Source organism: Oleiphilus sp. HI0132, from assembly GCF_001635845.1.
The window spans coordinates 1-12,465 of sequence record NZ_LWGJ01001858.1; the positions used below are offsets into that span (position 1 = coordinate 1).

General features: G+C 43.3%; 12 protein-coding genes. 8 read left to right on the forward strand and 4 right to left on the reverse strand.

The window, feature by feature from the left end:
* From A3766_RS28055 to A3766_RS28065, 3 genes are all read right to left on the reverse strand, one after another.
* On the reverse strand, window positions 1-664 hold a 664-nt coding region (locus A3766_RS28055; RefSeq protein WP_156509213.1), incomplete at its 3' end, for a DUF1302 family protein.
* 11 nt (window positions 665-675) lie between these two features.
* Window positions 676-1,560 carry an outer membrane lipoprotein-sorting protein gene (locus A3766_RS28060; protein ID WP_068506535.1) on the reverse strand — a complete coding sequence of 295 codons (885 nt, stop codon included), beginning with the start codon at window positions 1,558-1,560 and terminating at the stop codon, window positions 676-678.
* Window positions 1,557-4,169, reverse strand: coding sequence for an RND family transporter (locus A3766_RS28065; protein ID WP_156491928.1), 2,613 nt, complete (start codon window positions 4,167-4,169; stop codon window positions 1,557-1,559). The genes A3766_RS28060 and A3766_RS28065 overlap by 4 nt, the downstream gene beginning before the upstream one ends.
* Before the next feature lie 348 nt (window positions 4,170-4,517).
* On the opposite strand from A3766_RS28065, the gene ccoN reads away from it, so the two are divergent.
* The 7 genes from ccoN to A3766_RS31745 all read left to right on the forward strand — a co-directional run bounded on the left by ccoN (window position 4,518) and on the right by A3766_RS31745 (window position 9,768).
* Entirely contained in the window at window positions 4,518-5,948 is a 1,431-nt protein-coding gene (gene ccoN, locus A3766_RS28070) for a cytochrome-c oxidase, cbb3-type subunit I (RefSeq protein WP_068506532.1), read from the forward strand.
* Window positions 5,948-6,553: a cytochrome-c oxidase, cbb3-type subunit II gene (gene ccoO, locus A3766_RS28075; protein ID WP_068506531.1), complete on the forward strand. Its 606-nt coding sequence runs from the start codon at window positions 5,948-5,950 to the stop codon at window positions 6,551-6,553. The genes ccoN and ccoO overlap by 1 nt, the downstream gene beginning before the upstream one ends.
* A 2-nt stretch (window positions 6,554-6,555) precedes the next feature.
* Entirely contained in the window at window positions 6,556-6,738 is a 183-nt protein-coding gene (locus tag A3766_RS28080) for a CcoQ/FixQ family Cbb3-type cytochrome c oxidase assembly chaperone (RefSeq protein ID WP_068506528.1), read from the forward strand.
* A 2-nt stretch (window positions 6,739-6,740) separates the two neighbouring features.
* Window positions 6,741-7,619: a cytochrome-c oxidase, cbb3-type subunit III gene (gene ccoP / locus A3766_RS28085; protein WP_068506521.1), complete on the forward strand. Its 879-nt coding sequence runs from the start codon at window positions 6,741-6,743 to the stop codon at window positions 7,617-7,619.
* An 82-nt stretch (window positions 7,620-7,701) separates the two neighbouring features.
* The gene (locus A3766_RS28090; protein ID WP_156490703.1) at window positions 7,702-8,043 is read left to right on the forward strand and encodes a hypothetical protein; all 342 of its coding nucleotides are present in this window, start codon (window positions 7,702-7,704) and stop codon (window positions 8,041-8,043) included.
* Window positions 8,044-8,124: 81 nt separating this feature from the next.
* Complete coding sequence (gene ccoG / locus A3766_RS28095) at window positions 8,125-9,537, forward strand: cytochrome c oxidase accessory protein CcoG (protein ID WP_068506518.1); 1,413 nt, start codon at window positions 8,125-8,127, stop codon at window positions 9,535-9,537.
* Window positions 9,538-9,579: 42 nt separating this feature from the next.
* Complete coding sequence (locus A3766_RS31745; RefSeq protein ID WP_068554747.1) at window positions 9,580-9,768, forward strand: FixH family protein; 189 nt, start codon at window positions 9,580-9,582, stop codon at window positions 9,766-9,768.
* 2 nt (window positions 9,769-9,770) lie between these two features.
* Here the strand turns inward: A3766_RS31745 and A3766_RS28105 are convergent, their stop codons facing one another.
* Window positions 9,771-11,300, reverse strand: a complete 1,530-nt coding sequence (locus A3766_RS28105) for a methyl-accepting chemotaxis protein (RefSeq protein ID WP_068506513.1) — start codon at window positions 11,298-11,300, stop codon at window positions 9,771-9,773.
* Between the two features lie 227 nt (window positions 11,301-11,527).
* On the opposite strand from A3766_RS28105, the gene msrA reads away from it, so the two are divergent.
* On the forward strand, window positions 11,528-12,465 hold a 938-nt coding region (msrA, locus tag A3766_RS28110), incomplete at its 3' end, for a peptide-methionine (S)-S-oxide reductase MsrA (RefSeq protein WP_068643428.1).

Genomic DNA, 12,465 nt, shown 5'->3' on the forward strand with positions numbered 1-12,465 from the left:
TACTTTCTAATTCGCTTTCGAAATGAGAGAAACGATTCAACAGAGCATCTTCTTGATAGAACAGCTCAGCTGTAAGATCGTTTTGATAGCAGCGAAAAAGAGCCATCTCTGACGAGAGTCGGATATCACTAAAATCAGTCAATAAGGGTTTAGTGAAGTCAACTGGTGATATGACATCAAGCGCATTAGCACCCTCTACTCGCCCCCAGAATAAGGTTTGACGTCCAAGCTTTGCAACGCAATCCGAAAAACTTACCTGCAACCAGGCTTCATTTAACTCACTATTCGTATAGGGCTCTCCATAGTCGCGAGATAGATTATCTGGAGAGAAAAAGTGTGTTACCTCATAATCTATACGTGCATACGCACCCGACCAAAGGGGTGTATCCAGCTCAAGCCTCATACCAATATTTGACTGTTCAACATGCCGACCGTATGCCAATTCACGCGTGACAGACACGCTAAATATATCTATGAGCATAGCTGAAGACGAACCTGGCCTTTCGTGCGAGTCTTCGCCTAGTTCGAATTCATCGCTAAGTAACAGTGATTCTTCAGCAAGTAAGCTAGTATCATCGTAGACCTCATCCTGCTCTAGTAAGTCTTCACATATAGCAAGGCCACAATATGAGAGCAAATAAGTGACTAGTAGAAATCTAAGCATTAGAGTAACTATCACTTAAAGTGCTTTCTCAGTTTCGACAAATGCTGTTCACGGAAGGCAAAATCGTTGAGGCTACGCTGGGTCAAAAACGCTTCATCTAGCGCAACGCCAAGAACAACTTGTTCATTTACGATGGTTGATAAACGCTTAGATTGCAGATTAAAGACCGTAATTTCACGCGCTAGCCACTTCCCGGACAGCTTCTCGTATTTTTTCATCAGGGTGCGCTTATAAAGCTTGCCATGCTTGTCGTAACCTTGCACTTTAAGCGCTACAAATTTTTCTTTATCAATCCATAGAAGTAGCTTGCTATAGTTAGTCTTTCTTAGACGCACAGGCTTTGGTTTCGCTTCTATAACCCAAACTTGAGTTTGACCGTACTTTCCTTCTTGCAAAATCTTGTAGTCATATTCATCAGTTTTGCCACTTTCCATATCTTCTGTTGTAAACTCAGAACCAAAGAAAGCGACTGGTTCTTGATCATCAGATGAGCCACTCACCATTCGTTTCACCTTCCCCAAGGCAGACAGGTATAACCAAGACTCGGTATCTCTTGAATCATCTTCGTAGCTATATGTCAGCATGCCCACACCTTTTTCGCGGGCGGGTTCTAGAATGATAGAGATAGCTTTGCTGTCTTTTTTATTAACGCCAGCCTGAATGCTGTAGGATTCAAATCGTTTGATTCGTTTTGACTCGGTGCACGACACTTTCTTGCTCTTGATTTGAAAAGGACAAGAAGAAAGTGTCGATAGACTTAAGTTCATATCAGCCGTTTCTCGCTGAACTACATCCACTTTTTCCATAATACTTTTCGCATCATTAGCAGCTTGAGACAGTGTGCTAAATGCAATTAGCATCACCAAGGCCGAGACCTTAAAGCTTATCGTTTTCATGCGCCGACCTCCTCTTGACGAACAAGCGCTGCCATATGTTTTTTCCGCCCTAAATCTGGTTTTAGCCAGCTTATCAAGGCAGGCAGTAATAGTAAGTCTGAAGACAAAGCAACTACGATTGATAATGAACCAAAAATACCGGTTTTTGCCAGTCCCATATAGTCTGAGAAGGCAAGCATTGAAAAGCCAATCCCTAAGACTAGGGTAGTAAATGTTACCGCCTGGCCAACTTCTGAGATGGTGCTTTTAAGAGCCGCGTCAACATCACCAAGTTCAAACCACGCATCTCGATAATGTGCAACAAAGTGAATAGTGTCATCCACGGCAATACCAATAATTAAGGGAGCAATAATCAACGTGTCCGTATCTAAAGGTATATCTAGCAAGCCCATCAGACCGAAGGTAAAGAATGCTGGCAGGAGATTAGGAATCATTGAAATCAACCCTGCTTGCACAGAACCTAAAGAGAATATTAACAAGATTGTGATAATAACCAGTGCAAAAGCGAAACTCTTGATTTGTGCCCAGCTGATGTGATCGATTAACTCCATCATTAAGGCTAACTGACCTGTAACACTTACTTCAAGATCTGGATACTGAGCCTTTAAAGGTTCAAAATAACGATCTAGGTCAAGTTGAACCTGCTCAAAGAAATGGGTGTATTCGAACGAGCCCTTGTTCCGCAATTGAGCTGAAATATGAGTCTTGGAGTAGTCATCGCTTACAACATTTCTTCGGTCTCGGCTGTTGGCATTATCAAAGAGGTAAAGGAGCTGCGCCGCTAGAACTGGGTCTTCCGGCACGCGATCATAAGTGGGGTCCCCTTCATGCATTACCTTATTTGTATCTTTTACGAAATCAGCCAAAGAAAAGGTTTTAACAACGCTGTCAGGGTAGGTTTCGACCAAGTGAGCCTGGAAGGCATCAATCACCTTAAGTACTGCCGGTTCTTTAAGCGCATCAGACGATTTCATGTCAACAATAAACTCGAGATTCTGTGCCCCCATCATCTCCTTGTCGACCAAATCGTAAGTAACCCGAATCGGTGCATCTTCTTTTGCCAATTCGACTAAATTTGAGTCAATTTTTACTTGAAGCGTACCAATTACAAACAAGCCGAAAAGCGCGATATAACAAAGCGTGACAACTTTACTCTTTCTTTTAATGTACGCGGGTATTTTATCAAGGAAGTGTTGAAGCGAACTTGCTCTTCCTGCACCTCCACCCGACGCATACTTGCTCTTCTTTGCCTCGGCTTTCTTGGACGCTTTCAGATGATACGGATGCCAGAGATCTAGTAGTACAGGTAAAAGAAATAATGTAAAAATGAAAGCTACACCGACACCTAGGGCAGAATTTAAACCAAAGATGGCTATTTGAGGTAGATCGCTAATCATCAGGGCCATCATACCCGCCATGGTCGTGATGGTTGTTAAAAATATAGGGATGCCGGTTTTGCGATAGGCCATTCGCATCGCAGGGCGATGCTCCTCACCTTCTTGTCTGTATAGCATATATGCGCTCAGCACATGTACACAGTCAGCAGTTCCAACGGCCAGTATCAACATGAATGACAGACTCACCATTGTCGACAAAGTAACGCCAATTGCGCTCAGAAAACCTATAGACCAGAAGGCCGAAAACGAAATCACAACGACCGGCCAAACGACAGCTGAAAAAGAGCGAAACAGTATCCACAGCAAGGTAACAACGGCCAATAGCATTAAGCCCATTAACATCGACGCTTGAGCCATATTGTTCATGGCAAACTCCATCATGGCGGCGTTGCCTGTAAAGTGGAAACTGAAATGAGCGAATTCAGGCTTTGCAGCAACGGTACGCAGAGACGTCATAAAAACTAAGTACTCATCCATACTCATTTCTTCAAAATCAATAGGCTCATCACTGAGCTCCGTTGACACTATCTCAACTGCTGCGTCATCAAACTCAAATTCATCGCCTTGGAGTAAATCAACACCTTCGTCAACCTGGGGTTCTGAGGAAGAGATAACGCCAAAATCGGTTTTTATACGAATACCGCCGAATCTATGATCTGGCGAAAAGTACGCTAACTTAAAAGCGTCCTGCCCTAGCGCAATAGATTTTCGTTGCTCTAGCTCGAGATCGCTAGTTGGATAATCCTGAGCGTACAATTTCTTAGAGATAAGCGTGTCTTTATCTGCTACCTGATACCGCGCATTGTACAAACTGTCAATTTGATCAATTCGCTGAAGTATTCCACGATCAAATTCTGGAGAAACATCTTCGCTGCTTAGTCCAAGCCGGTGGTCATCGAGCTGCTGGTGAAAGGCCCTAATAGTGGCTACAGATTTTGATGAGAAAACATTTCCATCCTGAGCTTCGTAAACAATATAGATGCCGTCATCACTGCCAAACTGCTGTCGATATTTATCTAAAGAAACTTTAGTTGGATCATCATCTTTGAACCAGCTTTCGAGGGACATATCCATCGTAAACTTAGTGACCATTGCGTAAATAAAAGCCGCAGAGATAACAAAGAAGAGGCTGACGACAAACAAACGGCGCTTAAGTAGATAATCCGGAGCTCGCTCGAAAAAGGAATTAAGACTAGAGAGATAATTTTGCAAAAGTAGGATCCATTCAATTAGTTGGGCAAGGCGCTGACGATGACTTTGTATAGCAAATTTGAAGAATGCTGCAGTTTTGTTGTTATTCAAATGCGTAAGCAATGATAACGAATTTCATTTACAGAAAGCTATAAAGGCCATAACTAAAATAGCAATCAGTTCTCAATTTTAGTTAATTGTACAAAATCTAAACTACCCACTTTGATGTATATCAACCCCACCCCTTAAGCACTTGATAAAAGGAATAAATATATACCCCACTTGACATACATCAAGGCAAAGTAGGTAGAGGCGCTACAGAATCGGCTTGCTTCCAACTTTTGGCAAATAATAAGGAACGTGAATCATATGAATCAAACGCCTATTCAACCTAAGAACTACGATTATGGAGTAGTTCGGCAATTCACCATTATGACGGTAGTCTGGGGAATTGTCGGAATGCTTGTCGGTGTGCTTATCGCCGCGCAACTTGCATGGCCCGCACTAAATTTCGATTTACCGTATTTAACTTTTAGCCGCTTGCGGCCTTTACATACGAATGCAGTAATCTTTGCGTTTGGTGGTTGTGCACTCTTTGCAACCTCTTATTACATAGTCCAAAGGACATGTCATACGACACTGTTCGCGCCTGGTCTGGCGAAGTTTACCTTTTGGGGTTGGCAGTTAATCATTGTATTAGCAGCAATCACTCTGCCTCTTGGTTTTACGCAAGGCAAAGAGTATGCAGAGCTAATCTGGCCAATAGACCTACTCATTGCAATCGTTTGGGTTAGCTATGGTGTTGTATTCTTCGGCACGTTGGTAAAGCGAAACGTTTCGCATATCTACGTTGCTAACTGGTTCTATGCAGCGTTCATTATCGCTGTAGCGGTACTTCATATCGTTAACAACTTATCTATTCCTACTAGCCTGACTCATTCCTACCCTGTCTTTTCGGGTGCAACCGATGCAATGACTCAGTGGTGGTATGGACACAATGCTGTTGGCTTTTTCCTAACTGCGGCGTTTTTAGGCATGATGTACTACTTCGTTCCAAAGCGTGCGAATCGCCCTGTATACTCCTATAGATTATCAGTTGTACACTTCTGGGCTTTGATCTCTATTTACATGTGGGCTGGTCCGCACCATTTGCAATACACTGCTCTACCAGACTGGGCCCAGTCACTTGGTATGGTGTTCTCCTTGGTTCTATTAGCTCCGTCATGGGGTGGTATGATCAACGGTATCATGACGCTATCTGGCGCATGGGATAAGTTACGCTCTGACCCGATCCTTAAGTTCCTGATTGTATCCCTATCGTTCTATGGCATGTCGACCTTTGAAGGGCCAATGATGTCGATAAAAACCGTCAACGCACTATCTCACTATACTGACTGGACAGTTGGGCACGTTCATTCAGGTGCGCTTGGTTGGGTTGCTTTTATTACTATCGGTTCCGTTTACATGCTTGTTCCTGAGCTATTTAACAAAAAGCGCATGTATAGCGAATCGCTGATAAACAGTCATTTCTGGATCGCAACAATTGGTGTAGTACTTTATATAGCATCAATGTGGATCGCTGGTGTAATGCAAGGCCTAATGTGGAGAGACATGGGTGACGACGGTACGCTGACATATACTTTCATTGAAAGTATCAAAGCTAGCTACCCCTACTATGTCGTACGTGTACTTGGTGGATTAATGTTCTTGGTTGGTATGTTGATGATGGCATATAACGTAATTAAAACCATCGGTTCTTCCGAGTTAGACAACGAAGCATCCAACAAGGAGGCAGCATAATGAATCATCAAACTATTGAAAAGAACAGCGCACTACTTGGTGTATTAATTGCCCTAGTAATTAGTGTTGCCGGTTTGGTTGAAATCGTTCCGCTGATGTTTCAAACACAAACGACAGAACCAGCACCAGGCGTTAAACCTTACACAGCGGTTCAGCTAGCGGGCCGCGACATCTACATTCGTGAAGGTTGTTACAACTGTCACTCACAGATGGTTAGACCTTTCGCTGATGAAGTGTTGCGATATGGCCCTCCGTCAGTTGCAGGTGAATCAGTTTACGACCGCCCGTTCCAGTGGGGTTCGAAACGAACAGGTCCTGATTTGGCACGCGTTGGTGGCCGTTACTCTGATGAATGGCATCGTATACATTTAATCAATCCTCGTGATTTGGTGCCTGAATCAAATATGCCAAGCTTCCCTTGGTTAGCCGAGGCACCAGCAGAAACTGATAGCATTATAAGCAAAATGGAAGCCTTACGTTTACTAGGCCATCCCTATTCAGACGAAGAAATCGCTAACGGGCCCGCCCAGCTAGCAAATATGACTGAAATCGATGCTTTGATTGCATACTTGCAAGTGCTTGGCACTGCAAACAACGGGAGATAAGCATGGGCGAATTACAGCACACACTAAGCGGTTTAATGACCGGCATGCTTTTGCTTACGTTCATCGGAATTTGCTTCTGGAGCTGGAGTGGCAAGCGTAAAGAAGCGTTCGAGGAAATGGCAAATCTTCCCTTGGATAACACTGCAACGAATACTTGCAATAACAAAGAAAAAAGTGAGGCCTAATTATGAGTACAGGATGGAGTATTTTCATCAGTGTATTGGTCATCGGCAACCTAGTTGGTGTCATGTGGCTACTGTTCGCGACTTCTTCAAAGAAGTCGGATGAGAGCGGTGAGGTCGAGTCTACCGGACATGAATGGGACGGTATATCCGAACTGAATCACCCACTACCAAAGTGGTGGTTTAACATGTTTATTCTGACAACTATTTTTGCAGCAATTTACATGTACCTTTACCCTGCACTAGGTAATAACGAAGGTTCATTAGGTTGGACTCAACTTAATCAGTTAGACGCCCAAATGGAAAAGAATAGAGCGGACCGCGCTGCCTTCTTTTCTCAATTTGAGGGCAAAACAGCTGAAGAACTTCAAGCAAATACTGAAGCAATGAAAACTGCTTCACGCTTGTTTGCCAATAACTGTTCGCAATGCCATGGTTCCGATGCTAAAGGCTCAAAAGGCTTTCCGAATCTTGCAGATGATGACTGGCTATACGGAAATAGTTCAGATTTGATTTCGCAGTCAATTCTAAATGGCCGTCAAGGCGTGATGCCTGCTTTCGGCGCAATTTTAGATGACACGCAAAGATCTGACCTTACTCAGTACGTGCTTAGCTTAAGCAATCAGTCCACTGACGCGACCAAAGCAGAACAAGGCAAGGCAAGCTTTGATATGCAATGCGCTGCTTGCCATGGCATTGACGGTAAAGGCAACCAGCTGCTTGGTGCGCCCAACCTTACTGACAATATTTGGTTATATGGCGGACTGTTAAGAGATATTGACGCCACGATAGCCAATGGACGTAACGGCAACATGCCGTCGCACAGACATTTGTTTAGTGAGCAAGAAGCTAAAGTTCTATCAGCTTATATTTTGTCTCTATAACTTTGTCATCAAGGTGTAATTCAGCGCCCAATCATTTATATAGGCGCTGAATTACACCAATATTTATAATGATCCGAGGTCAATGATGATTCGAATTATCATATCGCAACTACGCACGATTGTTCCCGAGGAAGAATTACAGTCGAAAGTTTTCTGGCGCTCATTTGGTGTTATGGCTTGGGTGTCTTTTTTATGCGCAGCACTGGCAACAATGCTTTTCTTCGCAGCATTTGATCCGATAGAGTTATCAAGTATCGCGACTTTCCCTGTAGAGTTTAGCCCAAATGCTCTATATACATTAGGCTTTTTCCTCTTTTGGGTGTTTGGTTTTAGCTGCACAGCTTTGAGCTGTGTCTTATTGGCCCTACCTCTTGCCAAACGACAAAAATCCTTGTCAGAACATTACGATGAGGAAGCTGACTAGTCGGCTCAAGACAAAAACAACTTGCAGCTGCTCCTAGGCCTGCAGGCATCTAGTTCTATCTGTTTACATTGGTGTTAATTAATGGATATTGAAAACAAAATTGCACATCGCTTCAAGTCTTCCGACAGCAACTTGTATGCAAGTCATGAAAAGGTACACACCCGTGAAGTAAAAGGTGTTTTCCAATCGCTTCGCAAAGCAATGATGTTTACACTGCTCGGGCTTTACTATTTTGCAGCCTGGTTTACATGGGATGGACATCAAGCAATTTTGTTCGATTTACCGGAGCGCCAGTTTCATATTTTTTGGCTAACGTTTTGGCCTCAAGACTTTTTCTTTCTAGCTTGGCTATTAATCATGGCTGCGCTCAGCCTATTCTTTTTTACAGCCTTGGCTGGCCGCTTATGGTGCGGTTATGCCTGCCCCCAGACCGTCTGGACTGAAGCCTTCGTTTGGATGGAACGCATTATTGAGGGTGACCGAGGCGCACAGCTTAAGCTGGAAAAGATGCCCTGGAATGCTGAAAAAATTCGCAAACGAGGGACCAAGCAGCTTGTATGGCTCCTGTTCTCATTATGGACCGGTTTTACCTTGGTCGGATATTTTACACCTATACGCGAGTTATCAGCGTCTTTGTGGACAACGCTGTCTGGCACCTACACTCTTGGGCCCTGGGAAACTTTCTGGATCCTATTTTATGGTTTTGCGACTTATGGAAACTCTGGCTACCTCAGAGAACAGGTATGCTTATATATGTGCCCTTATGCACGCTTCCAAAGCGCCATGTTCGATAAGGACACTCTGATTGTCTCCTACGACGATGACCGTGGCGAGCCAAGAGTTAAGGGTAAAAAAAGAAAGGAAATGGCCGACCAGGCAGGTGACTGTGTTGACTGCTCTTTATGTGTGCAGGTCTGCCCTACTGGCATCGATATTCGCGAAGGCTTACAGTATGAGTGCATTGGCTGCGCAGCTTGTGTGGATGTATGTGACCAGGTAATGGAAAAAGTCTCGAAACCTCAAGGTTTGATTCGCTACACCACTGAACATTCCTTACATCACGAAAAAACTAAGATTCTTAGGCCGCGAATTGTCGCTTATGCTATTTTGTTAGTTGCTTTATTTGTTGCCTTTGTTATTGCCATTGCAATGCGTTCACCGCTAGCAGTTGATGTACTCAGAGATCGTGGTGCACTATACCGCGTTATCGACGCGTCTAATATTGAAAACGTCTATAACTTTAAGGTGATGAATAAAAGTAAGAATGCGCAAACATATCAAATTGATGTGTCCGGAATTGACGGCGCAAAGGTTTCTTACAATGAAGTGCAAAAAATAGCACCAGGCGAAGTTGGCAATGTTACCGTAACCGTTGCAAGCCCCGTAGCGTCTTTAGATAAACCTATTGAAACTCTTGAGTTTACAATCTCTACCAAGATTGAGGATGATATATATAAGGTTCAAGAAAGTTCTCGATTCTTCAGCCCAAGATAGCACCGTAATCACAATACCTACCCAGAGATGGAATATAACAATATGAACGATACAAATAATAAACCTCAAACTGCCTGGTATAAGCAGTTTTGGCCTTGGTTTTTAATAGCATTACCAGCATCAGTTGTTGTCGCGAGCATGTTCACAATCTCGATTGCTATAGATAGCGCGCCAATAATTACTGACCGTGAGATCGGGCGATTTGCCCGTGAAGAAGTGAAAGAACCTTAAGCTTATACTTGCAGTTTTCCGACGATGCTTTCAAGCTGATTAGCAAGATCAGCTATCCTCTTTGAGTCTTCGCTAACACTCATTGCATTAAGTAGAACGTGGTCGGCTCCTTTTTTGACTTCCTCTAGGCCATTGCTCACAGCGAGACTTGTTTGGCTCTGCTCTTCAGCGGCAGACGCCACGACAAGATTACTGCGATTGATACGATCACTTAGGGAGCGGATATCAGAGAATAAAGCAACCGTACGCTCCGAGCTCTCAACGCTGTTGTTTGCTGTCGAGGTACCTTGATCCATTACCCGAATAATATCGCTGGTTACACTTCGAATTGCATTTACAAGCTGCTGTATCTTCTCGCTCGACTCATGTGCATGTTGAGCGAGCGAACGAACCTCATCTGCAACCACCGCAAAGCCACGGCCCGATTCGCCAGCTCTTGCAGCTTCAATTGCAGCATTGAGCGCTAAAAGATTAGTCTGTTCAGAGATTACCTGTATCTCGCTTGTTGTAGAATCTATTCTCTTCGTATCATCTTGCAAGGTTGATATCAAAGTAGAAACTTGGTCGATCTCCTGACTTAGCGTATGTGTAACATCCTTGGCTTGTTGGACTTCTAGCTCGCCCGAAGCAGTGAGATCAGCCGCAGACGAACTAACTTCATGCATCTCTGAAGCGCTGCTGGCCACTTCCTGTGCGGCAATTGTTAATTGCGCAATTGACTCTAGAATTGCCGCAGTTTCCTGCTGTTGCTCAGACATATCCCGCTCGGTTCGATTTGCATTCTCCTGAAGGCTTGCAGCAGATTGATGCAGCGATCCAGCAGTATCCATAAGCACTTTAACGGTACTTTGATAATTATCTTGCATGGCATTAAAAGCCTCAGCCATTTCGCCCACTTCATCAAGACAATCTATTTCTACTCTTGCAGTTAAGTCACCATTCTTCCTAACATGTTTCATAACTGATTTTAGATTGTCAATATGACGTTCAAAGAAGGTAATCAAAATCTGTGAGCAGACTAATAGAACTAACATCAAGACAAATACGACGGAGGCAAAATTGAGCGCTTGAGCTTTAAACATTTGTATCAAAGAAGGTTTAACGGCTACACGCGCAATGATTGCGCCATTGTCAAGACTCGCTTTTGTAAGAGTCACGGCAGGGAACTCATCGAGCCATCCACCACCAAAGGTAACAAGCAATTCTTTTGCATCGAGCGCCTTGTCGATAGACTCACTTGAAATTGAATTGTGAACATTTTTACCAGTAAAATAATCTTGCTGACCTGACTCACGGTAAATCAGGTTATTACTAGCTGCTGTCAATGCCCGGTACTCTAGTGGGTCCAACTCTTTTGAAATAGATAGTAAGCTATCGACAATATCAGCATTGTCCTCACGACTTTCATCCAAGATGAAAGAATGATTTATTGCAATGGAGGCAGCAACCATTAAACAAACAATGGTAAATGAAACCCCGTTTAACAACCAAAACTTATACTTTAAACGGAGATTCAAAAGAAACTTATACATATCTGGTAAGGCTCAATTAATTATTATCGTCAATAAAATAGCAGTATAGACCTAAACTTCGGATTCTAAAGGATGTTTAGTGATTTATTCACCTCCCTAAAATTAGCCCTCAGATAAAAACAGGCCTGACTAAGAGAAAATATCTAAAACGGATTTGGAACCTTTCTGCAAACCTCTTGTCCTAAGTTCTACAGTTGCTTAAAAGAATCCCGATAGAGTAGGAATTTATGAAAAAAACACTTTGGATCGTCAGTTTGCTTAGTATTATTACCTATCTGAGCGCAATCACCCAAGCAGCACAAGAGCCTGGGGCATCCACCATGAGTAAAGGCGCCATTGTCTCAGCGAGCGACACGGCGATTTTTGCCGGCGGCTGCTTCTGGTGTACCGAAGCAGACTTTGAAAAGCATAAAGGAGTACTTTCCGCCACGTCGGGCTATATCGGAGGTAGTGAACAGTCACCCGCATACAAGCAAGTAGCCTCAGGCAAAACCGGCCATGTCGAAGCGGTTCTAGTAAAATTTGACCCTAAAGTCACAAATTATCAGTCCCTACTTGATGTTTACTGGAAACATATTAACCCAACAGACTCTGGCGGACAGTTTGTTGATAGAGGAAAGCAATATAGACCCGTAATCTTCTATTTGGACCGTGAGCAAATGAACTTAGCTGCTTCTTCTAAAGCATCCCTTCAGAGCAGCGGCATATTTGATAAACCCATTACGACAGAAATTATAGAAGCTGGTAAGTTCTGGCCTGCCGAAGACTACCATCAGGACTACTTCAAAAGAAACCCAATAAGATATAAATATTACCGCTACAATTCAGGTAGAGATCAGTATCTGGAAACAGTTTGGACAAAGGAAAATCTTGAGAGGAAAGCTATGAGCGAAAACAAACAGACTAATCAATACAGCAAACCAAGCGATACCAAGATACGTGAGAAGCTCAGCGACCTTCAATACAAAGTTACCCAAAAAGAAGGGACGGAAAGACCATTCGATAACGAGTACTGGGATGAGAAACGTGAAGGTATCTATGTCGATATCGTCAGTGGAGAACCCCTATTCTCATCGAGAGATAAGTTTGATTCTGGCACAGGATGGCCGAGCTTTACTAAACCGTTAATAGAAGAATATATAGTTGAAAAGAAAGATTTTCGTTT

Excerpts from the sequence above, each read along its gene's own strand:
- A3766_RS28060 (WP_068506535.1), bottom strand. The coding sequence starts at position 1,560 with ATGAAAACGATAAGCTTTAAGGTCTCGGCCTTGGTGATGCTAATTGCA.
- ccoN (WP_068506532.1), top strand. The coding sequence starts at position 4,518 with ATGAATCAAACGCCTATTCAACCTAAGAACTACGATTATGGAGTAGTT.
- ccoO (WP_068506531.1), top strand. The coding sequence starts at position 5,948 with ATGAATCATCAAACTATTGAAAAGAACAGCGCACTACTTGGTGTATTA.
- A3766_RS28080 (WP_068506528.1), top strand. The coding sequence starts at position 6,556 with ATGGGCGAATTACAGCACACACTAAGCGGTTTAATGACCGGCATGCTT.
- ccoP (WP_068506521.1), top strand. The coding sequence starts at position 6,741 with ATGAGTACAGGATGGAGTATTTTCATCAGTGTATTGGTCATCGGCAAC.
- A3766_RS28090 (WP_156490703.1), top strand. The coding sequence starts at position 7,702 with ATGATGATTCGAATTATCATATCGCAACTACGCACGATTGTTCCCGAG.
- ccoG (WP_068506518.1), top strand. The coding sequence starts at position 8,125 with ATGGATATTGAAAACAAAATTGCACATCGCTTCAAGTCTTCCGACAGC.
- A3766_RS31745 (WP_068554747.1), top strand. The coding sequence starts at position 9,580 with ATGAACGATACAAATAATAAACCTCAAACTGCCTGGTATAAGCAGTTT.
- A3766_RS28105 (WP_068506513.1), bottom strand. The coding sequence starts at position 11,300 with ATGTATAAGTTTCTTTTGAATCTCCGTTTAAAGTATAAGTTTTGGTTG.